The sequence below is a fragment of the Malonomonas rubra genome, from assembly GCF_003247215.1.
Classification (GTDB): domain Bacteria; phylum Desulfobacterota; class Desulfuromonadia; order Desulfuromonadales; family Geopsychrobacteraceae; genus Malonomonas; species Malonomonas rubra_A.
In genome coordinates this window covers 1-24,892 of sequence record NZ_QKAP01000057.1, presented here as the reverse complement: position 1 = coordinate 24,892, position 24,892 = coordinate 1, and the positions used below count along the sequence as shown (strand labels likewise).

Here is a 24,892-nt window from a genome sequence, read left to right as displayed (position 1 = left end):
TCCCCTGAACGGCCTGGAATAGTTACATAAAACTTATACAGCGATAAATTTTAGCAGAGCTTCCCGCTCTTTAAAGGAAAATATTATTCATTGTTCGTTCTGAGCCGATTCAGGTGGTCCAGGTTGATCTGGTAAAGGTTCACTTCCTCAGTCAGATGCGTGAGCAGTTCTGCAATCAGCTGTGCGTCACGTTGATTGAGGTTCGTTAGCCGCATGATACTGCGCCCCAGTTTCTGTAGGATCATTTCTATGGTTTGTGGCATTCAGGCCATCGATAAAGAAGAAGTTGTTGTAGATCGCTTTCCCTCTGAAAAACACCTCCTCGTAGCTTTGCCTCGTGCTGTTATGGGAGCTGAAATGCAGATTTCCCGTGTTATCATAGCTTGCGCAAAACAGGGTCAGGCGATTGACGATTCCCTCCTAGGTCTAGTTCTCCAGCGTTTGGTCGACTCCAAACATGTATTCGCAAAAGGCACTGCAGTTGCCGTTCTGATAAACGCTGCTGTCATGAAAGATCAGGTCACTGCCTGGGGCGAAAAAGAGCGGCTGTTGGCCGTCAATCTCACAAACGTGATGATGGGCTTTTAGGTTCAATGGCTTAGTTCTCGATACTCACGTTGATACGACCATGCAGGTGCAGCTCTGTAATCATGTCTGCTACTCTTACAGAGCGATGGTTTGCTGCGGGATTTTTAGTACAAACTTCTGTCCGTCGTAAGCGAAACTGATTCCCTCCGGCAATTGCGGATCGTGGCGGGGGTGATCGACCTCATGACTCAAGTGGGTTAACAAGGTTTGCCGTGCGCCAATTTTTTGTGCCATTTGGACCGCTTGCGGAATGTTGAAGTGGGTGTTGTGCGGTTTAAACCGGAGTCCGTCGAGAACCAGCAGTTCAAGACCTTCAAGCAACGGCAGGGATTCAACTGGAATGCCGTTGCAATCAGTAAGGTAGGCGAAAGGGCCAACGCGGTAGCCGAAGACCTGCATGCCACCGTGAAGCAATGGAACCGGGATGATCGTCAGACCGAAAAGGGTGAACTCGGTTTCAACCGGGTTGAGGCTAAGGCGTGGGACGTAGCCCGGATTTTCGATATCAGCGAAGATGTAATTGAAATTGTCCCTGACCCGCTCCAAGGTGCGGGGGGAACCGTAAAGTGGAATTGCCCCCTGGTGCCTAAGGTTGAAACCGCGCAGATCGTCGATACCGTGCATGTGATCAGCATGACTGTGCGTGTAGAGGACCGCGTCGATGTGCCGGATATCCTCCCGCAGTGCCTGCTGACGCAGGTCGGTGGCGGTATCTATTAGGATATTGTGTGGTCCGTGATTGACCAGTGCACTGCAGCGGGTTCTCCGGTTACGCGGATCGTCAGAGTGGCAGACCGAGCAGTTACAACCGACCACTGGGATGCCGGTGCTGGTCCCTGAACCGAGGATGGTAATATTAAGTGTTCCAGGAATCATCATTTTCACTGTTTATTCGATTTATGAAGAGGATTTTAATAATTTAACATTTTGTCATGGGGGGAGACAACAGTTGATTCCATTTGCATGCTTGCCAGTGTCTGCTGCTCTGCAGTAGACTGCGCAGGAACAGCAAGGATTGTTATGGGTGAACAAAAAGAAGAAATAAACAAGCTCTGCAGCCGCTGTATCCGTTCCTGCAAACAGCCGGAGGCGATGCTGATGCTTGAATGTCCGCGTTTTCAACCTCGGCCATTCAAATCTGAAAAGTGCAAGTTCCAACAGTTGGACCTGTTCGGGGTACTGAAGAAGTAATCCTGCCGCCTAGCTGTTTCCCCTGCCTTATTCTGTAAGAAAATTCCTCAATATCGGAATAAATTTTTCCGGCTCGACGAGGAAGGAGTCGTGCCCGTAATTGGACTGGATTAAATGGTAGGCGACCGGTTTGTTCAGCCGCTGCAACTCGTTGACTACCTCTTCGGTCTGTTGTGGCGTGTAGAGCCAGTCGGAGCTGAAAGCGAACCAGAGAGACGGACAGTTCAGCCGGTCAAGGGCCTCGCTGAAGGAGTCGAAGCCCCAGGCGACATCGTAAAGATCGAGAGCCTTGGCCAGATAGAGGAACGAGTTAGTGTCGAAGCGGTCGACAAAGTTGCCGCCGTTGTAATCGAGGTAGCGTTCAACCTCAAACTTGCCAAAGAAGTCAAACATTCCGTCCCGTACTGAGAAGCGGCGACCGAACTTGAGGTTCATTGAGGTGTCAGACAAAAAAGAAATATGGCCGACCGCTCGTGCCAGCGCCAAGCCGTCCGCCGGAGGGTGCTCCGGTTTGTAGTTGCCTTTTTTCCATAAGGGGTCGTTAAAGATCGCCTGCCGTGCCAAGGCATTCAGCGCGATCGCCATCGGCGAGGTGCGCCCTGTTCCGGCGATCGGCACAATTGAGCGGACCATTTCGGGGTAGTGGATGCCCCACTCGATTGCCTGCATGGCACCCATTGAACCACCGGCCACGGCATGGATCGATTTAATGTCGAGATGATCGACCAGCAATTTCTGCGCACGGACCATATCCCGCACCATCAACGATGGGAATTTCAGGCGGTAGGGGCGACCATTACGGGGATCGATACTGGTTGGGCCGGTCGAACCTTTGCAGGAGCCGATAACGTTACTGCAGAGCACGAAATATTTGTCGGTATCGAAAACCTTGCCAGGGCCGATCATGTTGTCCCACCAGCCCGGCTTGCGCTCCTCTTCATTGTGAAAGCCTGCGGCATGCGCATCGCCGGTCCAGGCGTGGGTCACTAGGATGACGTTGGTCCGCTCTTGATTGAGCTTTCCGTATCGTTCGAAGGCGATGGTCAGCGGACCAAGCAAGCGGCCGCTCTCGAGTCGCAGTTCGAAATCAAAATCGACAAATTCTGTTTTGACCAGACCGACGGAATCGTTCAAGTGGGTACCTCTTTGTACTTAAAGACCAAAAAAGCCCTTTCCCGGCAAATGGGGAAAGGGCCTGTAAGATACTTGAATTGCTGTATCCTGGCTCCGTCCTCATCTGTCCCTGGGGCATGTCCCAATGGGCAGGAATTGGCACCAGACGCCTGTTAGCTTTTGCACTAACTGACCGGTTGCCGTGGCTTCACAGGGCCTCTTCCCTCCACCACTCTGGATAAAGACGTTATTCTATTTTACTTGTGCGGCGACTCTAGCTTACTCATCCGGCATTGTCAATCGGAACTGCTGGGGGCTGGCTCCGTTTCTGGCTTTGCCTCCTCGATCCTGAAGGCGCCCATCTCCTGCTTGAGTAGTTCGGTATGTTCCAGCAGATTTTCAACGATGACGTCCATCCCACTGGCACGACCTGCATTTTCTTCGGCAATCCTTCTAACCATGGCGACTGAGGCGACCACTTCGGCGCTCATTTCGTTCTGCCCGCGGGTTGCGCTATCGATTCGCTCGATCATCTGCTGGATATGCTCCATGCTCTGGGCGATCTGCTGGCTGCCGCGGGTCTGTTCAGCGGTGCTGCTTTTGACTCGGCCGGCAATGTTTTTCATCGACTCGGCGGCGTTCGACAGGTTTCTGGTGCTGGAGGTCTGCTGGCCGATAGAGGTAGCGATCTGATCGAGCATCTTGGTGATGCCAAGCATCGATTGAGCGATAATTCGATTTTCCTGTGACTGTTTTTGTGTCTGCTTGGCGATTCCGGTGATCTGTTCGGTAGAGGTCAACGAGCTTTCATGCAGTTTCTCCAGGGCTTTGCCGGTGGTCGCTGAGCGCGCCACTTCCTGTTGTGCGCGCAAGGTTCCTGCTTCGATGGTCCGGATAGCCGTCTTGGTACCCTGTTGCAGGTTTTCGATGATTTCCGCAATTTCTTTGGTCGAAACAGAGGTCCGCTCAGCGAGGTTGCGGATTTCTTCGGCGACAACGGCAAAGCCTTGGCCGTGTTCGCCGGCCTGAGCCGCAATGATGGCGGCATTCAGGGCGAGCAGGTTGGTCTGATCGGCAACTTCGGCAATCACGTTGATAATGTTGCCGATGGCGTCGGAGCGTTCGCCGAGATCCTGAATCGCCGTGTATGACTGTTCCATGACCTTTTCGAGTTCACTGATGCCATGAATCGTTTCCTGAACGGCCGCTTTCCCTTCTAGGGCATCGGCAGCCGCCTGCTGTGCGAGTTTGCTGGTTCGTTCGGCGCTTTTCTCGATGGTGGTTGTGGCGTGATCAAGCTCTTCCGCCGATTTGGAGGTTTCGCGTGCGTTATTCGATAATTCGATAATGTTCCCGTCGATCTGCTCGTTGGAAGAAGAGAGCTGGTGGATCGAGCTGGAAATATCACTGATTATGCCGAAAAGATTTTCCATCTGTTCGGAGATACTTTGCGTCGTCGATTCCAACTCGTGAGTAGCGGCAGCGCTCTCCTGGACCGAGGCAACCAGGTTGGAAACGCTATCGGCAATCTCACTTGAAGTGTTGCCGATTTGGGTGATTCGCTGGTGGGCTCGTTCCAGCGCTTTGGTCTGCTGGTCTGCGGCCTGACTGACTTCACTCGAGCGGTTACGGATCAGGCTGGTTGCTTCAAGGAGTCCGGAGTAGGTTTTGCGCGTATTGGCGACAATCCCTTTCAGTCTTTCAACGAACAGGTTGAAGTTGCTCGCCAGTGCGCCGATTTCATCGTTAGAAGAAATGGTCAGCTTTTGGGTCAGATTGCCTTCGCCATCTGCGATGTCCTGCAGATTCTTAACTACGGTATCGAGAGGCCTGGCAATACTGCTGGAAATGAAGATGCCGAGGATGATGGCCAGCGCCATGACACCGGCGACGATCAGCACTAGGGTCTCGCGCAAAGAGCTTTTAGCGGCCTGGATCGAGGAGCTGTCGATGGCGACAAGAAAGCCGGCAGTAGCATGGTTTAACGGGTAGTTGTAGACCATGTAGGAGTGTTTGTTTATTTTCATCGGGACCGCGTCTTCATCAAGGATTTTATCCAGATTCAGAGGCTTGTTCTTCAGTTCATCGAGGCTGGTGACAACAACTTTCTCGCCATCGTGGAAAGCAATATCGACGCCGGTCATTTCCTGAAGATTGTGGGTGAACTGGTTGCCGATTGTGTGGTATGCGCGCAGGTTGCCGATCAGTTCACCTTTGAAATTAACCGGCACTGTAGCGGTTATGCTGAGACTGTTTTGGGTGATGATGATCTGCGTGCCGCTTTTCTTTTGTAAACTAGACTTAGCGTTGTCCGGATTTTCTATAATAATCGGCTCGCCACTTTTGGAGTCAATGGCCAACTGATGCCGATGACCGTCAGTAAGAACAAGCTCCAAGCGGTCAAAACTGAACTGATTAAGACTGTGTTTTATCAAAGTATTGAGCTGTTCCGATTCTCCCGTCAGCTGGCCGAAATAAATGGCATTGAGAAATTCGTCGTCGTACGCGAGGAATTCAAGCGCTTCTTGCAATTCATCTTCTTTCTGTGATGCCCCTTGCATGATGTAGCGTCCAGCCTGGTCAGCAGTTAGCTCGATCTGATCTTTGATTTGACTGCTGGAGATGTCGGAAAACAAGTAGGTAAGCAATAGCATCGGGAGGATCGCCAAAGATAGCAGGCCGATCAGAATTTTCCAGCGGATGCTGATAGTTTTTTGCATTAATGCCTCTTAAACTGAAGACTTAACGAACTTATAAAATCGAATGGAATTAGAATGCTCATATGCAAACTTTAAGATTTTATATCGTTAATGGATAACATGCAAGTTACCCTTGCCTGTTATCGGCATGAAAAAGAGTCAGTTTTTCGAGCCTGTTTAAATATTGGGCAGCGGTGATGAAAAAGGCGGCACAAGTTCCACCGGTTCTTGAGGAAACCCGCTGTTTTTAAGTGTCTTGCGAAACGGCACGGCAATTGTATCTACACCCTCCCCGTTGCACAACGATGTCGACTTAATACATAGAAGACGAGGAGGTCTTTCTGATGGAAGCATCACTTGCTGCCCTACAGCATGGTGGGGATGTATTGTTTTTGTTACTAGGCGCGGTCATGGTTTTCGCCATGCATGCCGGATTCGCTTTTCTCGAAGTCGGTACAGTTCGCCGCAAGAGTCAAGTAAACGCTTTTGTAAAAATTCTCTCCGACTGGTCGGTTTCGACCATCGTCTACTTCCTGATCGGTTATCCAATTTCCTACGGTGTTTATTTTCTGGTACCTGCAGCGGAGCTGATGGGGGGCAATCAAGGCTACGAACTGGTTCGCTTCTTTTTTCTGCTGTGCTTCGCGGCCTGTATTCCGGCGATTATTTCCGGAGGGATCGCCGAACGCGCCAAATTTTGGCCGCAGGTTTTTGCAGGGGCGATTTTTGCCGGTATTTCCTATCCGATTTTTGAATCGATCATCTGGGGACAGAACAGTGCAGGGTTGCAGGGCTTTTTCGAAAAAAACTTCGGTGCCCAGTTCCACGATTTTGCCGGAAGTGTTGTCGTACATTCACTCGGTGGCTGGCTGGCACTACCCGCAGTCATCATTCTCGGGCCCCGCATGGGGCGTTGGGTGCGTGGTCGAAGTCAGGCGATCCCGATCAGCAATATTCCGTTTCTTGCCTTAGGAAGCTGGATTCTTGCGGTTGGCTGGTTCGGCTTCAACGTCATGAGTGCGCAGAATCTGGGAGGAATTTCCGGCTTGGTGGCTGTTAATTCGCTGCTGGCGATGGTTGGTGGCGTGCTCTTTGCCCTAGTTGCGAGTAGGAACGACCCAGGTTTTGTCCATAACGGTGCCTTAGCCGGTTTGATCGCCATCTGTGCCGGTTCCGACCTAGTCCATCCGATCGGCGCCTTTTTTACCGGTGGCATCGGCGCACTGATCTTTGTCTTCGGCTTCCAGATTGAACAGGAAAAGCTGAAGATTGATGATGTCCTCGGGGTCTGGCCGCTACACGGTGTGGTTGGCACTTGGGGCGGGATCGCGGCCGGTATTTTCGGTTCGACCGCCTTTGGTGGGATGGGCGGGGTTTCCTTTATATCGCAGCTGGTTGGCAGCCTGCTCGCGGTTGTTTATGCTGTTGTCACCGCCTTCGTGGTCTATAAACTGATTGACATGGTCAGTGGCTTCCGCCTAGATGAAGAGCGGGAGTTCAAAGGCCCGGACCTGAGCATTCATCGTATTGACGCCTACCCTGAAGAGAATGTTAGATGAAATTAATTGGCGGGGAATTTGACAGCTCGGAATCGGGCTGTAAACTGGGAGCAAAGAACAAGATTACAGGAGGCAGTGGCAGCCTCCTGCTTTGCCCTGGCGACCTTATCCCTCCTGGTCTCCAGGGTATTTTTTGGCTGAAGATGAAAAGAGGCTGCGGTTTTTCCGCAGCCTCTTTTGTCGATATAAGTCGGTGGTGTTGAGAGGTTCAGCCTAATCCCAGGCTCTCAACCTTCACTTTTTCTATTTTGACTAGGTCGGCAATACTGTGCCTGCAAAGCACCTTGATCATTTCATTCTGGGCCTCCTGCCAGACTTCGTGGGCGCTGCAGTGCTTGTCTCGCTCACAGACATCATCATCAACCAGACAGTGGTTCAGGTTCAGTTCCCCTTCTTCCGCTTGAAGAATATCGAGCAAGTTGATCTCTTCCGGGTCTTTTGCTAACAGAAAACCACCACCGACACCACGTTGCGAACTAACGATTCCCACCTTAATCAGCGGTTGCAGGATTTTGGTCAGAAATGCAGGAGTAACATTCTGAGTGCGGCAGATATCCTTTTTGAGAACGATCTCGTTTCTTGGCTGTTTGGCCAGATAGATGATCGTTCTAATAGCGTATTCCGTTGCTCGAGTAATAACCACTGATATACCTCCAATGCTAACTTATTAAGTAAGAGATACACGGAAGCTGGATGCTTGTCAATTAGTAGTTGATGGTTACGATCAAAATTTGGGCACTTGACACTGGTTTGTTTCACCCGCATCATTCAAGAAGAAACAAATGGATGATATTTATAGAGATTTATGGAACTTGAAAAGAAAAAATCGCTTCCTGTTATTGGGCGTTTTGCCCCCAGTCCGACCGGACCGCTTCACTTTGGTTCTCTTGTCGCAGCGTTGGGCAGTTACCTATTGGCCAAACAGACTGGAGGACAGTGGCTGCTGCGCATCGAAGACCTCGACCCGCCACGGGTCATCCCCGGTTCGGCGGATGATATTCTCAGATCTTTAGATCTATTTGGTTTCGAATGGGATGGCGAGGTTCTCTATCAAAGTCAGCGGTCAGAGCGCTACCGCGAAGTTCTCGCCAATTTGCAGCAAAACCATTTGCTGTTCCCTTGCAGCTGCACACGGCGCGAGTTAATTGCCAGTGCGCCCCATTCGGGGGAGGATGGTCCGATCTATCCAGGCACTTGCCGGCAAGGAGTGGTCGGCTGCCGCCAGGAACGAGCTTTGCGGCTACGTGTTCCGGATGAAGAAATTCGTTGGCGAGACCTGATCTTCGGTGAGTTACACCAGAACCTGCAGCGCGAGGTTGGCGATTTCATTTTGCAACGGGCGGATGGACTCTTCGCCTATCAGCTTGCTGTCGTGGTTGATGATATCGATTCCAGCGTCAACCAGGTGGTTCGCGGGGCCGATCTGCTTTCTTCCACTCCTCGGCAAGCTTATCTTTATCGGTGCTTGCAGCAGCCGCTGCCGGTTTATTATCATCTACCGTTGGCTTTGGGCGACGATCGACAGAAACTGAGCAAGCGACATGGTGCCGCAGCAATAATCACGATGGAGAACAGGCAGCAGGCACTTTGGGCGGCGTTGCAGTTTCTGGGACAGTCTCCCCCGAAGGATTTGGCGCAAGCCGATGTTTCTGAACAACTGGCTTGGGGAATGGAGCATTTTTCCCCGTCAGCAGTAACCAAAGAACAGCAACTGGTTCCTGCGTTTGGGAGTTGAAAACTTGTAACCATTGGCCAGTTAAAGAGTTCCCGTTTTTGCGCAGATAATTTTACTGACATTTTAGGATACAATTGATTTTGTCCGGTAAGGTTGTTTGAGTGTTTGATTCTCGGGTGGAGCTTTTTTTTTTGACTGGAGGAGTAGAAATGAAAAAGTGGTTGGTGTACGGATTGGTATTGTTTTTGGCCAGCTGCGGCTGGGGAAAGTATCAGGTTTCGAAACAGACATACCAAGAGAAAGTGCAGGTTCTGGGTGTTCTGCCGCTCTTGCTCGACACGGCGGCTCCCTTCGACTACCCTCAAAAACAGAATTTATTCGCCCTGTTGCGTCGCTCCATTGCCAACAAGCATGAAATGCTGGTCGAGCAGCTTCGTGAGGAAAAGGGCTATTTCGATGTACGCTTGTTAGCGGGGGATAGTGAACTGTTGGCGTTATCCCTGCTGGCAGGGGAAAAACCGGCCGATCCGGCTGGGCGGCCTCAGGGCTACCATTATAATCAACAGTCGGTTGCAGAAATTGCCAGGCAGAATGTAGTTGATGCTCTCCTGGTCGTGGTCTTTTCCGGAGAACAGATAGAGGAGTCCCGGCGTTCCCGCACCCTGCTCGAATCTTTGCAGACAACCTACAACGACATTATGGCGACAGCTGCCGTCGTCGATCGAAATGGCCAAGTGCTGTGGGAGATGGTCGGTCGTGATGCGGTGCATGCAGTGTTGCTGCAATATGCTGATTTTGATGAGGCCTATTATAATAAGACCGATTTAGTACAGGTGAAATATATCGATCTGTCCGGGATTGAGAAAGCTTTAGGAGAAAACGATGCTGAGGGAAATCAGAAGCTGCCTGAAGTCTACAGAAAGCTGTTTTCCCGGATTGTCTCGAGCATTAGCCCTGGGTTGCTCGATTCTTTAAAGTAATTATCGGAAGACCATTTCAAACTGGAGCGGATTGATTGACCTCGATTGGAAAAAGAATGCCGCTGAAACCGGAAGCTGCCTGCGGTTTCGATCATGATGCGTGCCGTCGAGTCCAGCAGCGAATCCATGAACTGGAGCTGTCGGAAGCACGCTATCAGAATCTCTTTGAAGCAGTGGCCGACGCATTGTTTTCGGTTGATCAAGAAGGTGTGATCAACCGTGCCAACAGTGCCTGCGAACAGGTTTTTGGACGCACTGTCGAGACCCTGCTGGGGCACCGGTTCAGAGAATTGTTTGCCGGATATCCACAAATCGAGCTGGCCTACCTGAAATCATTGCAGGGGATGGGGCAGGTTCTCGAACTCAGTTATCTTTGGCCGAACGGCAGGGAAATAGCTCTTGCAATCCAGCTGTCCGCAATTTGGGACGATGAAGAGGTTTCCGGAGTTCTGGTCATGGCGCACGATCTGAGCAAGGAAAAAGAGCGTGAGCTGGAACGGACCCGATTGCATGAAGAGCTGCGGACCAGTCACCGGGAGCTGGAAGCAAAAAATAGTGCTCTGGAAGAATCTCGAGAAAAGTTGCAGCAGACGATGTCGAAGCAGGAGAAGGTGAATGCCGAACTGCGCGAAGTTGGAAAAATGAAATCCGACTTTATCGGCGTCGCTTCCCATGAACTGCGGACCCCTTTGACCTTTTTGTTCGGGGCTCTCGAGTATCTGCAGGAAAGTTTGCCCGGGCGAATCAATGAGGATGAGCAGAGCCTGCTCAATTATGCAATGCAGGGGACCCAGCGGTTATCCGATATCGTTGAAAATATGCTCGACATCGTTCGCTTGGAAACGGACGGGTTTTATCCGCAACGCAAGCTTTTACAGTTGCATCCCTTTCTGACTCATCTGCACAGCAACTTTTCCGCGACTCTTACCGAACGGAATTTGACGCTCGATTTGGGCAATAGCGACACTTGGCCGAAATTGTCTGTCGATCCGCAGATGATCGTCCGTGCGCTGGATGACTTGATTGGCAATGCGATCCGCTATACTGAGCCGGGGGGGACGATCCGTATTCACGGGGTATTGCGGAGCCGCGAAAGTCTGCAGGAGGATGCCGAATGGATCAGGCTGTTTCGTCCCGATTTCCTGGACAGCTGCAGCTGGGAAGGTGATTTCTTCGAAATCCGGGTTGCAGATAACGGCGTCGGGATTCCACGCCAGGAATTAGCCCATGTGTTCGAGCGTTTTTACACAGTTGGAAAGCTTGACGAACATAGCTCCGGTGACAAATTCCTCGGTAAGGGAGCTGGGCTGGGGCTGGCGCTGGTGAAAAGGATTCTGCATTGTCACGATGGGTTGAGCTGGGCGAGCAGCCCCGGTGCGCAAGTAGAAACCGGAATCAAGCATCCGGGGAGTAGTTTCCACCTGTTGTTTCCGCATCGCTCTGATGCTCCGGCGGAGATCGCACCGTTTACATCGAAGCGTCGTCACCGTTTGTTGCTGGTTGATGATGAGCCGGCCATCCGCCGTTTTGTTGAAATCTTGTTGAACAAGAATTACGATCTGGAGTTGGCAGGTAACGGTGCTGAAGGGTTGCAAAAGGCGAAAGATTTTAACCCCGATCTGATTCTGCTCGATCTGTTCATGCCTGAGATGGATGGTTTTGAAGTTTTCGAAAAGTTGAAGCTCGATCCACTGACGATGCATACGCCAGTGGCGATCCTGACCGCAGTGTCGCGCAAGCATGAACAAGATCGGAGCAAGGAGTTAGGTGCGGTTGATTATATTACCAAACCCTTCTTTCCACGAGATCTGTTGCAACGGATTGAGCAGTTGTTGGTGAAATATTGCCCGGCTGAAAAAACGATGACGGCAGGTTGAAAAAAATTTTCCCGGTTGACAGGGGGAGGGAAAGCAGGTAAAAGCAGCATAATAAAGAATATGAACGCGACCAAGTCGCCAACCTCAATTGATCCTGCCAACGAACAGTTTGAGAGAACAATCTTCAAAAATAGTGATTGGTAAATCGCTCATTATATAAAAACTGCCCGATACCGATAATCTGTTATTAATTCTTAAGCGAATTTTCAATTCAGGATACATATCAATAACCCCCTTTGATGCAAAACCCTTAAGTAAGGTCCCTGCATTCCCGACAGGCCATTTCTGGAGCCCATATGAACCTAAAAGAACTGAAGAAAAAGAAAATTTCCGACCTGATCGCTCTTGGCAAAGAGCTGAAATTGGAGGAGATCGGCGGCATGCGTCGTCAAGACCTGATCTTCGCCATCCTTAATGCTACCGCCAAGCAGAAGAAAGCAATCTACGGTGAGGGGGTTCTCGAGATTCTTCCTGATGGTTTCGGCTTCCTACGCGCTCCCGATGCGAACTATCTGCCGGGGCCGGACGATATCTATATCTCCCCGTCGCAGATCCGCCGTTTCGCCCTGCGTACTGGTGATACCGTCTCCGGTCAGATTCGGCCGCCCAAAGAAGGTGAGCGCTATTTTGCCTTGCTGAAGGTTTCCGAGGTTAACTTCGATGATCCGGCGAAGATGCGCGAGAAGACATTCTTCGACAACCTGACCCCGCTCTATCCGGATCAGCAGTTGGTTATGGAGAACGGTCCAGAGAACACTGCTACCCGGATTATAGACCTGGTATCGCCGATCGGCAAAGGGCAACGGGGCCTGATCGTTGCACCGCCGAGGACTGGGAAAACGGTCCTGCTGCAGAATATCGCCAACTCGATCTCCGCTAACCATCCGGAGGCCTATTTAATCGTCTTGCTGATCGACGAGCGCCCCGAGGAAGTTACCGATATGCAGCGCAGCGTCAACGGTGAGGTCATCTCCTCGACCTTCGACGAGCCAGCCAACCGTCACGTACAGGTTGCTGAGATGGTTATCGAGAAGGCCAAGCGTCTAGTTGAGCACAAGCATGATGTGGTGATTCTGCTCGACTCGATCACTCGCCTAGCACGCGCCTATAACACTATCATCCCGTCTTCCGGAAAGATCCTCTCCGGTGGTGTCGATGCCCACGCCCTGCACAAGCCGAAGCGTTTCTTTGGGGCCGCTCGTAACATTGAGGAGGGCGGCAGCCTAACTATTATCGCCACAGCGTTGATCGATACTGGGAGCAAGATGGACGAGGTTATTTTCGAGGAGTTTAAGGGCACTGGTAACATGGAACTACACCTCGACCGTCGCCTGGCTGACAAACGGACCTTCCCGGCGATGGATATCAACCGCTCCGGTACCCGAAAAGAAGATCTGCTGGTTGACACCACTCAATTGCAGCGTACTTGGCTGTTGCGCAAGGTGCTCTCCAGCATGAATACCGTCGATAGCATGGAGTTCCTGCTTGAAAAGTTGGCAGAATCCGAGACCAACCAACAGTTTCTCGATTCGATGAATCAGTAGTCCTGAGAATTTGAGAAGTGAATATAATAGCCGCAGATTGAGTTATCGGTAATCTGCGGCTTTATTTTTTGTGGATGGCGTTACTTCTTGGACTTGTAATGTGTGGCTCAGGCCTTGGCGGCGCGGTCAACGTCCTCAGTTTTGCCGAAAATAACAAGTAGATCACTCTCCTTAATCAGATGATCGGCTGACGGAAGCAGAATAAAGCGGTCTGAGAGAACGTCTTTTATGCCTATCACCAGAATGTCGTATTTTCGTCGCAGGTCGAGTTGAATCAGGTTTTTGCCGAGAAAGTGTTTCGGCGGGGCCAACTCGCTGATTGAGTAGTCATCGACCATCGGCAGGTAATCGAGAACATTGGGAGAGATTAGGCTGCGTGCTGTTTTCAGGGCCATATCCTTTTCCGGGAAAATGATTTCGCTCGCTCCGACCTTGCGCAGGATCTTGCTGTGATCCTCGTCGTTCGACTTGACCAGAATCCTTTTACAACCCAGTTCTTTGAGATAGAGGGTAATTAGGGTCGCCTGGTGAATCTGCTCGCCGGTGGATATGATCACTGCATCCATTTCGGTCAGCCCTTGCCCGGCAAGAAATTCTTTGTCCGCTGCGTCGGCGAGAATCGCGTAGCTGCTTAAATCCTGGACCTTCTGCAGGCGATTGCGATCGCTGTCGATAACGATCACATCGTGTCCCTCCTGATAGAGGGAGGAGGCGAGGTGAAAGCCGAAATTTCCGGCACCGATCACACAAAAATGTCCCATCAATATTGCTCCTTTTCAGCCGATCATGATTCTTTCTTCACCGTACCTGACGCCATCCTTCCGGGCGCGGCGGATAAAGGCAAAGGCAACTGTCAGCAGCCCGACCCGGCCGATGAACATTAGGGTAATGATGATAATTTTGCCGATCAGCGACAACTTGGTGGTTACCCCGAGCGAAAGGCCGACGGTGGCAAACGCGGAGACCGCTTCAAAGGCGTAGTCGAGCAGCGCGCCGCGGCTCTCGTTGAACGCCAGCCCCTGCAGCTCGAAGCTCATCAGGATGAAGATACTGGCGCCGCACAGCAGGATCGCCAACATCACCAGGGTCAGGGTACGGGTGGCCAGCTCTTCCGGAACGGTGCGACGAAAGACGTTGGTGTGCATCATGCCATGCAAACGGCTGTGCAGAATGGCTACAAACAAGGCCAAGCTGGTGGTTTTGATCCCGCCGCCGCAGGACCCGGGTGAAGCACCGACGAACATCAGGAACATCATCAGCAGTAGCGTTGGCACTTCAAAACTGTTCAGGTCGATACTGTTGAAGCCAGCAGTTCGGCAGGTCACTGATTGAAACAGTGAGGTCAGCAGTCCATCGCCGAAAGAAATTTGCCGCAACGAGGACCCGAACTCAAGTCCCCAGATCAGTGCCGCGCCGCCGAGTGTCAGGGCCAGGCTGGTCATCAGCACCAGTCGGCTATGTAGCGAGAGCCTGTGGCGTTTTCGGCGGCGGCATAGGTCGAGCAGCTCATGCATCACCAGGAAACCGACCCCGCCGAGGGTAATCAGTACCATGCTGGTCAGGTTGACCAGCAGATCATCGCGATAGCCGACCAGGCTGTCCGGGTAAAGGGAAAAACCGGCGTTGCAGAAGGCTGAAACGGAGTGAAAGACGGCACTGTAGAGTCCCTGGACCAACCCGTCACGGGGAACAAAGCGGATCGCCAGCAGGGCTGCGCCGATCCCTTCGATGACCAGAGTAAAGAGAAAGATGTTGCGGATCAGCTCTTTGAGGGACGCAAACGGGGTGTGAATCAGCGTTTCCTGGATCAGCCGCCGGTTTTGTAGCCCGAGGCCCTGGCGCAGATAGATGAATAGATAGACGGAGAAGGTTGTGATCCCCAGACCGCCGATCTGAATCAGTAGCAACACCACCAGCTGGCCGAACAGACTGAGGTCGTGACCGGTATCGACAACTACCAGACCGGTGACACATTGCGCCGAGGTGGCAGTGAACAGGGCATCGATGAAGGAGAGATGTCCGCTTTGGGCTGCCAATGGCAGGCTCAGCAGCAGAGCACCCAGCAGGATGGCTGTCCCATAGTAAAGAATCAGCACCCAGTTCGGTGACAGGTGCTGTAAAGATAGTTTTCGTTTCATGGCGCGGATTCTACTGCAGCCGTACATGAAATGCCAGAGAGATTCCTCTCTGCAGCTTTTGGGTATCCGCGGAATCACTTGCAGAATTTGCCGGTTTTGTATATATTTACTTGCCCGGTGCCGGCAAAAATGTTATTAAGCCGGTTCCCTGTACGAAATCAATTAGGCCTGTACAAAGCCAGGCCGCCAAGGAGAAAAAAGATGAAAGAAGGAATCCATCCTGAGTACAATGACGTCACCGTGCGCTGTGACTGCGGGAATACTTTCGAGACCCGTTCGACCCTGAAAGAAGAAATTCACACTGAAATCTGCTCAGCTTGCCACCCGTTTTACACTGGCAAGCAGAAGCTGATCGATACTGCGGGTCGGATCGAGCGCTTCCGGAAAAAGTACGCCCAGAAATAACCCTTTGGGTAAGGAAATCGGGCGGCCCACTGGGCCGCCTTTTTTCGTTTCTATCGGATAAATTCATGCATGTCGAATTACTGATTCATACTCCCGATCCGGAACGGGTGGTTGCGGCCGCTGCTCGGCTCTGTTACTCCAACGCCTCTATCGGTGAGTTGATGGAGAAGAGCAAAAGGGACCGCCGGGAATTTTTAGAGAAGATTCTCTCCCTCGGTCATCATTCGGTGATGGAGCATGTCAGTTTCTCCTTCGGTGTCGAAGGGATCAGCCGGGCCTGTTCGCATCAGTTGGTGCGGCACCGTCTCGCCTCTTATTCTCAACAGAGCCAGCGCTACGTCTCGCACAAAAAGCAATTTTCGGCCGTGACTCCGGAGAGCATTGCAGCCAAGCCAGAGCTGAATCAGCGGTATCAGCAATTACTCGCTGAAATTCATCAGTTTTACGGTGAGATGCTTGATGCCAATATCCCGGCCGAAGATGCTCGCTTTTTGCTGCCGAACGCTGCGACCACCAAGATTGTGGTCACCATGAACGGTCGCGAGCTGCGTCATTTCTTTGCTCTGCGCTGCTGCCGCCGTGCTCAGTGGGAGATTCAGGAGATGGCAAAGCGGATGCTTAAACTGGTCAAACCGGTGGCGCCGACCCTGTTTGCCAACGCAGGTCCCGGTTGCCTGTCCGGACCCTGCCCGGAAGGGAAGATGACCTGCGGTCAGATTTCAGCCGTGCGCGAAGAATTTGCCTCCTTTGGATAACGCCTATGTTTGCAAGTCTTGAAGATGTTGTCGATCGTTTCCGCGAGGTTGAGGGGCTGCTTTCCGACCCGTCGATCATTTCCGACCAGAAGCGTTATCGTGAGCTGTCCAAAGAACACGCCGACCTGAGCGAAGTGGTCAGTGTGTATGGAAAGTATAAACAGGTCTCTTCCGAAATCGAGGGCAATCGCGAACTGCTGCAGGACAGCGATCCGGAAATGAAGGAGCTGGCCAAGGCCGAGCTGCCGGAGTTGGAGACGCAGCTGGAGCAGCTGGAAGAAGAACTGAAGATTCTGATGCTGCCGAAGGATCCGAACGATGACAAGAACATCATCCTCGAAATCCGCGCCGGTACCGGTGGTGACGAGGCGGCGCTGTTTGCCGCCGATCTCTTCCGCATGTACTCGCGTTATGCCGATCGTCAGCGCTGGAAGGTCGAAATGATGAGCGCTTCTGAGACCGATGGCGGTGGTTTCAAGGAAGTGGTTGCGCTGATCAGCGGCGAACGGGTCTATTCACGGCTCAAGTTCGAAAGCGGCACCCACCGGGTGCAGCGGGTTCCGGAAACCGAAACGCAGGGGCGGATTCACACTTCAGCCTGTACTGTGGCGGTGTTGCCGGAAGCTGAGGATGTCGATATCGAAATCAATCCGGCTGACTTGCGCATCGATCTCTACCGCGCTTCGGGAGCTGGTGGTCAGCACGTCAACAAGACCGAATCAGCGGTGCGTCTGACCCATATCCCGACCGGGGTGGTGGTTGCCTGTCAGGATGAGAAGTCGCAGCACAAGAACAAGGCCAAGGCGATGAAGGTGCTCAAGTCGCGCATCTACGACCAGATGCAGGCCGAGCAGAACGCCGCCATGGCCGCAGATCGCAAGAACCAGGTTGGCAGCGGCGACCGCAGCGAGCGAATCCGCACCTACAACTACCCGCAGGGGCGGTGCACCGACCACCGCATCGGATTGACGCTCTATAAGCTCGACGCAATCATGCAGGGGGATGTCGACGAAGTGATCGATGCGCTGATTACTGATCAGCAGGCGGCGCAGATGAGTCAGCAACAAGAGGGTTAGGGCTACGTGACCGTGATCTGGACCCTGCTCAGACTGCTGCGTTGGACCACCGATTACTTTGATGGAAAAGGGATCAGCAATCCGCGCTTAGATGCCGAACTGTTGCTGGCGCATGTGCTGGAACTGGATCGTGTCGGTCTATACCTGAATTACGAACGTCCCCTGAATGAAGCCGAACTGGATGCGATCCGTCCCCTGGTCAAAAGGCGCGGGCAACGTGAACCGCTACAGTATCTGCTTGGGCAGACCGAGTTCTGGTCGTTGCCCTTCGAAGTCACGCCGGCAGTATTGATTCCGCGTGCCGATACCGAAATTCTGGTCGAAGAAGCGCTGAACCGAGTTGATGCTGAAGTCGGGGAACTGCTCGATGTCGGAACCGGCAGCGGCGCGATTGCCATCAGTCTGGCTACCGAACTCGCTGACTGGCAGGTGAGTGCCCTTGATCTCTCTGTTGAAGCGCTCGAGGTTGCACGGCGCAATGCGGAAAGAAACGGGGTCGCTGGGCAAGTGCGGTTTCTGCAAGCAGATCTTGCTCAATTGCCGCAGCAGCAGTATGATTTGATCGTTTCCAATCCCCCTTACGTTGCTCAAGCAGAGTGGGATGAATTGATGCCGGAAGTGCGCTGCTTCGAACCGCGGCAGGCGTTGCTGGCAGAAGATAACGGACTTGATTGTTATCGCAAACTGACTTCCCAGGCGCAGAACCGACTTAAGCCGAGAGGATGGCTTCTTGTTGAGATCGGCTACCGGCAGGCTGAGGCGGTTCAGCAGCTGTTTACTGCTGCTGGTCTGCAGGATGTTTTTGTGCGCGACGATTATGCTGGCCTACCGCGTGTGGTTGGCGGCTGTCACAGATAGAAAGTCATAAGAGTTGGATAAGATTGTCATCAAAGGCGGAGTGCCGCTAAACGGAGAAGTGCAGGTTAGTGGGGCGAAGAATTCTGCTTTACCGTTGCTGTTTGCTACGCTGTTGGCTGAGGGGAAGAGTGAAATCTGCAATATTCCCGATCTGCGCGATATCAACACGGCGGTCAAGCTGCTTTGTCAGTTAGGGGCTGGCGCCAGTCGGGTCAAGGACTGTGTGCGGGTCGATGCCCGGCGAATCGAGAGTATCGAAGCTTCCTATGATCTGGTCAAAACTATGCGCGCCTCGGTGCTGGTGTTGGGGCCGCTACTGGCTCGTTTCGGCCATGCCCGGGTGTCGTTGCCCGGCGGCTGCGCCATCGGTGCCCGACCGATCGATCAACATCTGAAAGGCTTTGAAGCTCTCGGCGCAACCATCAGCCTTGACCATGGCTACGTCGAGGCGAAAGTGGATAAATTGGTCGGGGCGAAGATCAATTTCGACATGCCGACCGTCGGCGGTACTGAAAATCTGCTGATGGCTGCTGCTTTGGCTGAAGGGGAAACGGTACTGGAAAATGCCGCCCGTGAGCCGGAGATCGTGCAGTTGGCCGATGCGCTCATCAGTATGGGGGCCAGAATCGAAGGCGCCGGAACCGCAGTGATTAGGATTCTGGGTGTCGAGAGACTGCAGCCGCTCGAATGCAGTGTTATCCCGGACCGGATCGAAGCCGGAACCTTTATGATTGCCGCGGCGATCACCGGCGGCAACGTGCTGGTGAAAGGTGCGATTCGCGAGCATCAGGAAGCGCTGATCAGTAAGATGGCCGAAGCGGGTGTGGTAGTCGAAAAAGAGGCCGATGGCCTGCGGGTGATCGGTCCAGAGAAATTGCGGTCGGTCGATATCCGTACCAGTGTTTTTCCTGGTTTCCCGACCGACATGCAGGCGCAGTTCATGGCCCTGATGACTCGGGCGGAAGGGTCGAGTCGGATTTCCGAGACGGTCTTCGAAAACCGCTTCATGCATGTCTGCGAACTGCAGCGGATGGGGGCCGAAATACAGATCGACGGCCATAGCGCAATTATTCGCGGCGTCGGACAGATGACCGGTGCGCCGGTGATGGCGACCGATCTGCGGGCCAGCGCTTCGCTGATTCTGGCCGGGCTGGCGGCGGAGAACACCACCGAGGTATCGCGGATCTATCACCTTGACCGTGGTTACGAAAGAATCGAAAAGAAGCTGGCTGCGCTTGGGGCTCGTATCTGGCGTGAGCAAGAATGACAAGGGAGCGGTTTGAAATCCTCACTTCAAGGGACGCATAAATAAGTCCGTGGAGCTTGACTGCCGCCGTCTGAGCGATAGCCGCTCTCAGTGTGAGGCCCTCAACATAAAGGATAATTGATAATGAGCGACTGGATCACCTTCGCCCTGCCGAAGGGGCGGATTATGCAGGATTCGATGGAGCTGTTCGGCAAGATCGGCATTACCTGCCCGGAGATGGACGAGAAGGGGACTCGCAAGCTGGTCTTTGAGAACAAGGAACAGAAATATCGCTTCATGGCGGTGCGCGCGACAGACGTGCCGACCTATGTCGAGTACGGCTGCGCCGATATCGGCGTGGTCGGTAAAGATACCCTGTTGGAGCAGGGGAAGGATCTCTACGAGCCGCTCGATCTCAAGTTTGGCTACTGTCGGCTAGTGGTCGCCGAGCCGAAGGCTCTGCAGGAAGATGACGACCCGACCAACTGGTCGAATATCCGAGTCGCTACCAAGTACCCGAATGTCACCGAGCGTTATTTTGCCAGCAAGGGAGTGCAGGTCGAGCTGATCAAGCTGTACGGCTCGATCGAACTGGCGCCGCTGGTCGGCCTCTCAGAACGAATTGTCGACCTGGTCTCCACCGGGGGGACGCTGAAGGCGAATAACATGGTTGAGGTGGAAACGATAGCCGAGATCACCAGCCGTCTGATCGTTAACCGAGCCAGCCTGAAAACCAAGCACCAGCGGATCAGCGAGATTATCGATGGCCTGGAACCGTTGATTGGCGACGAAGTGAAAATCTCCCTGTAATAAGCTGGAGGAAAAATAAAAATGATGCGTATTCTGAAATTTTCCGATCCGAGTTTTGACGCTCAGTTCCGGCGCATTGAGCAACGCGCCGAAGAGGTACCGGCAACAATTGAGGAGACGGTCAAAGCGATTATCGCCGATGTCCGCGAACGGGGCGATAAGGCCCTCTTCGAGCTGACCACTAGGTTCGACAAGCTGGAGTTGGACGCAGCTTCACTTGAAGTGACCGCTGAAGAGATTGATGCGGCGATGACGGAAGTTTCAGGAGAATCGCTAAATGCCCTGCAACTGGCTGCCGAGCGGATCGCCGACTACCACGCCAAGCAGAAGCAGGAAACCTGGATTTCCACCGACGAGGCGGATGTGCTGGTCGGCCAGATGGTGCGTCCCCTCGACCGGGTCGGCATCTATGTGCCGGGCGGCAAGGCAACCTATCCCTCTTCTGTGTTGATGAACGCGGTTCCGGCCAAGGTTGCCGGGGTCGAAGAAGTGATCATGGTGGTACCGATGCCGAACGGCGAGGTCAACCCGCACGTGTTGGCGGCGGCAAAGATCTCCGGCGTCGACCGGATTTTCAAGCTGGGGGGAGCTCAGGCGGTAGCCGCGCTCGCTTATGGTACCGAGACTGTGCCGCGGGTCGACAAGATCACCGGGCCGGGGAATATCTATGTCGCCACCGCCAAACAGCTGGTGTTCGGTCAAGTCGACATCGACATGATCGCCGGACCGAGCGAGATTCTGGTGATCAACGACGGTAGCGGAAACGCCGCGCACATTGCTGCAGATCTGCTCTCCCAAGCCGAGCATGACGAGCTGGCTTCTTCAGTACTGGTGACCAGTAGCGAAAAGATGGCGACCGCCGTGCAGGCCGAGGTCGAAAGACAGCTCATCGAGCTGAGCCGTGAAACGATCGCCCGCAAGTCGATCGAGGATTTCGGTGCCATCATCCTGGCGCAGGATCTGGACGAGGCGATCGCTTTCTCCAACCGCATTGCGCCGGAGCACCTGGAGCTTGCAGTCGATAATCCGTTCGAGATTCTCCCCAAGATCAAGCATGCCGGGGCGGTCTTCATGGGCCATCACACCCCGGAGGCGGCTGGCGATTACTTGGCCGGGCCGAATCACACCTTGCCGACCGGTGGCACCGCGCGTTTTTTCTCGCCGCTGTCGCTGGACGATTTTGTCAAGAAGTCTAGCATCGTCTCTTTTACCGCCAGCGGCCTGCACCGGCTCGGCAAAGAGATCGTTCATATCGCAGAGTTGGAAGGATTGGAAGCACACGCCAAGTCGGTGTCGATCCGGCTGCGGAAATAAACTGGAGATTGTCATGGCACGTACCGCAAAAATAGATCGCGAAACCAAGGAAACCAACATCAGCATCGAGTTGGACCTGGATGGCAGCGGCCAGCATCATCTGGAAACACCGGTGTCCTTCTTCAATCACATGCTCTCGGCGGTGGCACGGCATGGTTTTTTTGATCTGACTGTCAAGGCGACCGGTGATACCGAGATCGACGATCATCACACCGTTGAAGATATAGGAATTGTTCTCGGCGAGGCATTCAAACAGGCGCTCGGCGATAAGGCCGGGGTACGTCGCTTCGGTCGTGAGACGATGCCAATGCACGAAGCGCTCGCTTCGGTGGTGATCGATTTTTCCGGTCGGCCGCTTCTGGTCTTCAACGTCGACTTGCCAAAGGCCAAGGTCGGCAGTTTCGATACTGAGCTGGTTGAGGAATTCTTTGTCGCCTTCTGTAATCATTCCGGGGCCAACATCCATGTTAACCTGGCTTATGGAGACAATTTGCACCACATCATCGAGGGGATCTTTAAGGCTTTCGGACGTGCCCTCGATCAGGCGACCAGTATCGATCCTCGTATCCAAGGGGTGATGTCGACTAAGGGAAAGCTGGAGTAGTTTTGTGATAAACATCATCGATTACGAAATGGGCAACCTGCGCAGCGTCGAGAAGGCGTTTGAGAAGCTCGGCTTCGCCGCACGGGTCAGTGACAAGCCGGAAGACATAACCACGGCCGATAAGGTTGTGCTACCCGGCGTCGGTGCCTTCCGCGACTGTATCACCAATCTGCGCGAGGGCGGTTTTGTCGAGCCGCTGCTGGCCCACATTCAGGCCGGCAAGCCGCTGCTCGGCATTTGCGTCGGAATGCAGATGTTGTTTGACGAGAGCGAGGAGTTTGGCCGGCATCAGGGGCTTGGGTTGATTCCGGGCAAGGTGGTACGTTTCCCCTCCGGGATGCTGGAGAACGGCGAGCGGCTCAAGGTGCCGCACATGGGCTGGAACAACATCAGCCTGAAAAAGGACTCGCCGATTTTCAACGACGTTGCGGACGGCAGCTTCGTTTACTTCGTCCACTCCTATTACTGTGCCGCCGAGAACGCCGAAGATGTTGCTGCCAGTTGCACTTACGGCGATGTTGAATTCTGTGCTTCGCTCTGGCGCGACAACATCATGGCGACCCAGTTCCACCCGGAAAAAAGCCAAGACATCGGCCTGCAGATTTTCAAGAATTTCGGAGCGCTTTAAATGATCATTCTACCCGCAATCGATTTGAAGGAAGGTCGCTGTGTCCGTCTGGAACAGGGCCTGATGGATAAAGACACTGTCTACAATAACAACCCGGGCGCGCAGGCGCGCCTCTGGCAGGAGCAGGGTGGCGAACTGCTGCATATAGTAGATCTCGACGGTGCCTTCGCAGGCGTTCCGAAGAACAAGGAGGCGATCAAGGCGATCGTCGAGGCGATCGATATCCCCTCCGAGCTGGGCGGTGGCATTCGTGATCTGCAGACCATCGAGGCGTATCTGGAACTCGGCATCGATCGGGTGATTCTCGGCACCGTGGCAAAAGAGAACCCGGCGCTGGTTGAGGAAGCCTGCAAGAAGTTTCCCGGCCAGATCGTGGTTGGTATCGATGCCAAGGATGGTCTGGTGGCGGTGCGTGGCTGGGCCGATGTAACCGAGAAGAAGGCAACCGAGATGGCCAAGGAGATGGAAGGCTTCGGGGTGGAGGCGATCATCTATACCGACATCGCCCGCGACGGCATGATGCAGGGGCCGAACATCGAGGCAACCAAGAACCTGGCCGAGTCGATTAATATCCCGGTAATCGCCTCTGGTGGGTTGTCGACCCTCGATGATATCCGCCGCTTGATGGCGATTGAATCCTTCGGGGTGACCGGGGTGATCACTGGCAAGGCGATTTATTCCGGCGCTATCGACCTGCGCGAAGCGGTGGCGCTGACCAAGGGGGAGATCAAGTAAGATGCTGACCAAAAGGATTATTCCCTGCCTTGATGTCAAAGACGGCCGGGTCGTCAAGGGCGTCAATTTTGTCGGTTTGCGTGACGCTGGTGATCCGGTCGAGGCGGCCGAGGCCTACTGCGCTCAAGGAGCGGACGAGCTGACCTTTCTCGATATCACCGCATCAAGTGATGAGCGCGATACTATCGTCGAAGTGGTACGCCAGACCGCCGAGCGGGTTTTTATGCCGCTGACCGTTGGCGGCGGTATCCGCACCTGCGAGGACATCCGCAAGATGCTTAATGCCGGTGCCGACAAGGTGTCGATCAATACCGCAGCGGTCTTCAATCCAGAGTTTGTTAAAGAAGCCGCCGAGCGTTTCGGAAGCCAGTGCACGGTCGTTGCCATAGACGCGCGGCGTGTTCCCGGTTCCGATCCGTTGCGCTGGGAGGTTTATACCCATGGAGGCCGTAAGCCGACTGGCATCGACGCCATCGAGTGGGCGAAGAAGATGGTCGAGTACGGCAGCGGAGAAATCCTGCTGACTTCGATGGACTGCGACGGCACCAAGGACGGTTACGACATCGAATTGACTCGTGCCGTCAGCGATGCGGTCGATGTTCCGGTGATAGCCTCCGGAGGCGTCGGCAACCTCGAACATATCCGCGAAGGCTTGGTCGAAGGGGGAGCTTCCGCCGCGCTGGCGGCCTCGATCTTCCACTTCAAGGAATACACTATCGCTGAGTGCAAAGAATATCTCAAGCAGCATGGCGTCCCGGCGAGGATTTAACGGAGCGAGAAATGTCTGACCAAGTTAACCTTAATGAAGATATCCTCGAGGCGGTCTACCAGATCATTCTTGAACGCAAGGCGATGGCCGATGGTGAAAAGTCATATGTTAAGTCGTTGTTCGACAAAGGTCTGGATAAAATTCTGAGCAAGGTTGGCGAAGAGGCAACCGAAACCGCCGTGGCTGGCAAGGGCGGGGACAAAGAAGAGTTAGTTTACGAAGTTGCCGACCTGTTCTTCCACGTGCTGGTGTTGCTTGGTTACTACGATATATCACCGGAGGTGGTCTACGCCGAATTACGGCGCCGATTCGGGATGTCGGGAATTGA

26 protein-coding genes and 1 riboswitch are annotated in these 24,892 nt (G+C 53.5%); of the genes, 19 read left to right on the top strand and 7 right to left on the bottom strand.

Annotated elements, in window-relative coordinates:
• Positions 1 to 83: 83 nt before the first annotated feature.
• Complete coding sequence (locus tag Q7J88_RS05475) at positions 84 to 215, bottom strand: hypothetical protein (RefSeq protein ID WP_303721146.1); 132 nt, start codon at positions 213 to 215, stop codon at positions 84 to 86.
• A 34-nt stretch (positions 216 to 249) separates the two neighbouring features.
• On the opposite strand from Q7J88_RS05475, the gene Q7J88_RS05470 reads away from it, so the two are divergent.
• Positions 250 to 588, top strand: a complete 339-nt coding sequence (locus Q7J88_RS05470; RefSeq protein WP_303721145.1) for a hypothetical protein — start codon at positions 250 to 252, stop codon at positions 586 to 588.
• Between the two features lie 75 nt (positions 589 to 663).
• Here the strand turns inward: Q7J88_RS05470 and Q7J88_RS05465 are convergent, their stop codons facing one another.
• Positions 664 to 1,467 carry a GPMC system MBL fold metallohydrolase gene (locus Q7J88_RS05465; protein WP_303721144.1) on the bottom strand — a complete coding sequence of 268 codons (804 nt, stop codon included), beginning with the start codon at positions 1,465 to 1,467 and terminating at the stop codon, positions 664 to 666.
• A 141-nt stretch (positions 1,468 to 1,608) separates the two neighbouring features.
• On the opposite strand from Q7J88_RS05465, the gene Q7J88_RS05460 reads away from it, so the two are divergent.
• Positions 1,609 to 1,779, top strand: a complete 171-nt coding sequence (locus tag Q7J88_RS05460; protein ID WP_303721143.1) for a hypothetical protein — start codon at positions 1,609 to 1,611, stop codon at positions 1,777 to 1,779.
• A 27-nt stretch (positions 1,780 to 1,806) separates the two neighbouring features.
• Here Q7J88_RS05460 and Q7J88_RS05455 read toward each other — a convergent pair whose 3' ends face one another.
• Both Q7J88_RS05455 and Q7J88_RS05450 read right to left on the bottom strand, forming a co-directional pair.
• Positions 1,807 to 2,913, bottom strand: coding sequence for a homoserine O-acetyltransferase (locus Q7J88_RS05455; protein ID WP_303721142.1), 1,107 nt, complete (start codon positions 2,911 to 2,913; stop codon positions 1,807 to 1,809).
• A 96-nt stretch (positions 2,914 to 3,009) separates the two neighbouring features.
• Positions 3,010 to 3,137, bottom strand: a riboswitch (SAM riboswitch).
• Between the two features lie 51 nt (positions 3,138 to 3,188).
• Positions 3,189 to 5,612: a methyl-accepting chemotaxis protein gene (locus tag Q7J88_RS05450; protein WP_303721141.1), complete on the bottom strand. Its 2,424-nt coding sequence runs from the start codon at positions 5,610 to 5,612 to the stop codon at positions 3,189 to 3,191.
• Positions 5,613 to 5,935: 323 nt separating this feature from the next.
• On the opposite strand from Q7J88_RS05450, the gene Q7J88_RS05445 reads away from it, so the two are divergent.
• A complete protein-coding gene (locus Q7J88_RS05445; RefSeq protein ID WP_303721140.1) occupies positions 5,936 to 7,150 on the top strand; it encodes an ammonium transporter in 1,215 nt (404 codons plus the stop codon).
• Positions 7,151 to 7,358: 208 nt separating this feature from the next.
• Here the strand turns inward: Q7J88_RS05445 and Q7J88_RS05440 are convergent, their stop codons facing one another.
• Entirely contained in the window at positions 7,359 to 7,793 is a 435-nt protein-coding gene (locus tag Q7J88_RS05440) for an Rrf2 family transcriptional regulator (RefSeq protein WP_303721139.1), read from the bottom strand.
• A gap of 162 nt (positions 7,794 to 7,955) precedes the next feature.
• On the opposite strand from Q7J88_RS05440, the gene gluQRS reads away from it, so the two are divergent.
• From gluQRS to rho, 4 genes are all read left to right on the top strand, one after another.
• Positions 7,956 to 8,885, top strand: a complete 930-nt coding sequence (gene gluQRS / locus Q7J88_RS05435) for a tRNA glutamyl-Q(34) synthetase GluQRS (protein ID WP_303721138.1) — start codon at positions 7,956 to 7,958, stop codon at positions 8,883 to 8,885.
• Between the two features lie 149 nt (positions 8,886 to 9,034).
• Complete coding sequence (locus Q7J88_RS05430) at positions 9,035 to 9,805, top strand: hypothetical protein (RefSeq protein ID WP_303721137.1); 771 nt, start codon at positions 9,035 to 9,037, stop codon at positions 9,803 to 9,805.
• A gap of 56 nt (positions 9,806 to 9,861) precedes the next feature.
• Positions 9,862 to 11,682 (top strand): response regulator, encoded by a 1,821-nt coding sequence (locus tag Q7J88_RS05425; protein ID WP_303721136.1) that lies wholly within the window; start codon positions 9,862 to 9,864, stop codon positions 11,680 to 11,682.
• A gap of 296 nt (positions 11,683 to 11,978) precedes the next feature.
• Positions 11,979 to 13,226 (top strand): transcription termination factor Rho, encoded by a 1,248-nt coding sequence (gene rho / locus Q7J88_RS05420; RefSeq protein WP_303721135.1) that lies wholly within the window; start codon positions 11,979 to 11,981, stop codon positions 13,224 to 13,226.
• A gap of 107 nt (positions 13,227 to 13,333) precedes the next feature.
• On the opposite strand, the gene Q7J88_RS05415 is transcribed toward rho, so the two are convergent.
• Both Q7J88_RS05415 and Q7J88_RS05410 read right to left on the bottom strand, forming a co-directional pair.
• Positions 13,334 to 13,987, bottom strand: a complete 654-nt coding sequence (locus Q7J88_RS05415) for a TrkA family potassium uptake protein (RefSeq protein ID WP_303721134.1) — start codon at positions 13,985 to 13,987, stop codon at positions 13,334 to 13,336.
• 15 nt (positions 13,988 to 14,002) lie between these two features.
• Positions 14,003 to 15,364: a TrkH family potassium uptake protein gene (locus Q7J88_RS05410; protein WP_303721133.1), complete on the bottom strand. Its 1,362-nt coding sequence runs from the start codon at positions 15,362 to 15,364 to the stop codon at positions 14,003 to 14,005.
• Between the two features lie 201 nt (positions 15,365 to 15,565).
• Here Q7J88_RS05410 and rpmE point away from each other — a divergent pair, with 201 nt between their 5' ends.
• The 12 genes from rpmE to Q7J88_RS05350 form a co-directional block, all read left to right on the top strand.
• Positions 15,566 to 15,769: a 50S ribosomal protein L31 gene (gene rpmE / locus Q7J88_RS05405; protein ID WP_303721132.1), complete on the top strand. Its 204-nt coding sequence runs from the start codon at positions 15,566 to 15,568 to the stop codon at positions 15,767 to 15,769.
• A gap of 65 nt (positions 15,770 to 15,834) precedes the next feature.
• Positions 15,835 to 16,524: an FAD-dependent thymidylate synthase gene (thyX, locus tag Q7J88_RS05400; protein ID WP_303721131.1), complete on the top strand. Its 690-nt coding sequence runs from the start codon at positions 15,835 to 15,837 to the stop codon at positions 16,522 to 16,524.
• 5 nt (positions 16,525 to 16,529) lie between these two features.
• A complete protein-coding gene (gene prfA / locus Q7J88_RS05395) occupies positions 16,530 to 17,600 on the top strand; it encodes a peptide chain release factor 1 (RefSeq protein WP_303721130.1) in 1,071 nt (356 codons plus the stop codon).
• A 6-nt stretch (positions 17,601 to 17,606) separates the two neighbouring features.
• Positions 17,607 to 18,458, top strand: coding sequence for a peptide chain release factor N(5)-glutamine methyltransferase (gene prmC / locus Q7J88_RS05390; protein ID WP_303721129.1), 852 nt, complete (start codon positions 17,607 to 17,609; stop codon positions 18,456 to 18,458).
• 13 nt (positions 18,459 to 18,471) lie between these two features.
• Positions 18,472 to 19,725 (top strand): UDP-N-acetylglucosamine 1-carboxyvinyltransferase, encoded by a 1,254-nt coding sequence (gene murA, locus Q7J88_RS05385; protein WP_303721128.1) that lies wholly within the window; start codon positions 18,472 to 18,474, stop codon positions 19,723 to 19,725.
• A gap of 123 nt (positions 19,726 to 19,848) precedes the next feature.
• Positions 19,849 to 20,514, top strand: coding sequence for an ATP phosphoribosyltransferase (gene hisG, locus Q7J88_RS05380; protein WP_303721127.1), 666 nt, complete (start codon positions 19,849 to 19,851; stop codon positions 20,512 to 20,514).
• A 24-nt stretch (positions 20,515 to 20,538) separates the two neighbouring features.
• Positions 20,539 to 21,828 (top strand): histidinol dehydrogenase, encoded by a 1,290-nt coding sequence (hisD, locus tag Q7J88_RS05375; RefSeq protein WP_369681977.1) that lies wholly within the window; start codon positions 20,539 to 20,541, stop codon positions 21,826 to 21,828.
• A 13-nt stretch (positions 21,829 to 21,841) separates the two neighbouring features.
• The gene (gene hisB / locus Q7J88_RS05370) at positions 21,842 to 22,432 is read left to right on the top strand and encodes an imidazoleglycerol-phosphate dehydratase HisB (protein ID WP_303721125.1); all 591 of its coding nucleotides are present in this window, start codon (positions 21,842 to 21,844) and stop codon (positions 22,430 to 22,432) included.
• Positions 22,433 to 22,436: 4 nt separating this feature from the next.
• Complete coding sequence (gene hisH / locus Q7J88_RS05365) at positions 22,437 to 23,060, top strand: imidazole glycerol phosphate synthase subunit HisH (protein WP_303721124.1); 624 nt, start codon at positions 22,437 to 22,439, stop codon at positions 23,058 to 23,060.
• Positions 23,061 to 23,795, top strand: a complete 735-nt coding sequence (gene hisA, locus Q7J88_RS05360; protein ID WP_303721123.1) for a 1-(5-phosphoribosyl)-5-[(5-phosphoribosylamino)methylideneamino]imidazole-4-carboxamide isomerase — start codon at positions 23,061 to 23,063, stop codon at positions 23,793 to 23,795.
• 1 nt (position 23,796) lies between these two features.
• A complete protein-coding gene (gene hisF, locus Q7J88_RS05355) occupies positions 23,797 to 24,564 on the top strand; it encodes an imidazole glycerol phosphate synthase subunit HisF (protein WP_303721122.1) in 768 nt (255 codons plus the stop codon).
• An 11-nt stretch (positions 24,565 to 24,575) separates the two neighbouring features.
• Positions 24,576 to 24,892, top strand: a 317-nt coding sequence (locus tag Q7J88_RS05350) for a phosphoribosyl-ATP diphosphatase (protein ID WP_303721121.1), incomplete at its 3' end; no start/stop codon positions are given.

Bases quoted from the DNA above. Each gene is read 5' to 3' on its own strand.
- Q7J88_RS05475 (WP_303721146.1), bottom strand. From the start codon at position 215: ATGCGGCTAACGAACCTCAATCAACGTGACGCACAGCTGATTGCAGAA.
- Q7J88_RS05470 (WP_303721145.1), top strand. From the start codon at position 250: ATGGTTTGTGGCATTCAGGCCATCGATAAAGAAGAAGTTGTTGTAGAT.
- hisB (WP_303721125.1), top strand. From the start codon at position 21,842: ATGGCACGTACCGCAAAAATAGATCGCGAAACCAAGGAAACCAACATC.
- Q7J88_RS05450 (WP_303721141.1), bottom strand. From the start codon at position 5,612: ATGCAAAAAACTATCAGCATCCGCTGGAAAATTCTGATCGGCCTGCTA.
- thyX (WP_303721131.1), top strand. From the start codon at position 15,835: ATGCATGTCGAATTACTGATTCATACTCCCGATCCGGAACGGGTGGTT.
- Q7J88_RS05410 (WP_303721133.1), bottom strand. From the start codon at position 15,364: ATGAAACGAAAACTATCTTTACAGCACCTGTCACCGAACTGGGTGCTG.
- Q7J88_RS05430 (WP_303721137.1), top strand. From the start codon at position 9,035: ATGAAAAAGTGGTTGGTGTACGGATTGGTATTGTTTTTGGCCAGCTGC.
- hisF (WP_303721122.1), top strand. From the start codon at position 23,797: ATGCTGACCAAAAGGATTATTCCCTGCCTTGATGTCAAAGACGGCCGG.
- hisA (WP_303721123.1), top strand. From the start codon at position 23,061: ATGATCATTCTACCCGCAATCGATTTGAAGGAAGGTCGCTGTGTCCGT.
- Q7J88_RS05415 (WP_303721134.1), bottom strand. From the start codon at position 13,987: ATGGGACATTTTTGTGTGATCGGTGCCGGAAATTTCGGCTTTCACCTC.
- Q7J88_RS05460 (WP_303721143.1), top strand. From the start codon at position 1,609: ATGGGTGAACAAAAAGAAGAAATAAACAAGCTCTGCAGCCGCTGTATC.
- hisG (WP_303721127.1), top strand. From the start codon at position 19,849: ATGAGCGACTGGATCACCTTCGCCCTGCCGAAGGGGCGGATTATGCAG.
- rpmE (WP_303721132.1), top strand. From the start codon at position 15,566: ATGAAAGAAGGAATCCATCCTGAGTACAATGACGTCACCGTGCGCTGT.
- Q7J88_RS05425 (WP_303721136.1), top strand. From the start codon at position 9,862: ATGCCGCTGAAACCGGAAGCTGCCTGCGGTTTCGATCATGATGCGTGC.
- Q7J88_RS05465 (WP_303721144.1), bottom strand. From the start codon at position 1,467: ATGATGATTCCTGGAACACTTAATATTACCATCCTCGGTTCAGGGACC.
- prfA (WP_303721130.1), top strand. From the start codon at position 16,530: ATGTTTGCAAGTCTTGAAGATGTTGTCGATCGTTTCCGCGAGGTTGAG.
- gluQRS (WP_303721138.1), top strand. From the start codon at position 7,956: ATGGAACTTGAAAAGAAAAAATCGCTTCCTGTTATTGGGCGTTTTGCC.
- Q7J88_RS05445 (WP_303721140.1), top strand. From the start codon at position 5,936: ATGGAAGCATCACTTGCTGCCCTACAGCATGGTGGGGATGTATTGTTT.
- hisD (WP_369681977.1), top strand. From the start codon at position 20,539: ATGCGTATTCTGAAATTTTCCGATCCGAGTTTTGACGCTCAGTTCCGG.
- rho (WP_303721135.1), top strand. From the start codon at position 11,979: ATGAACCTAAAAGAACTGAAGAAAAAGAAAATTTCCGACCTGATCGCT.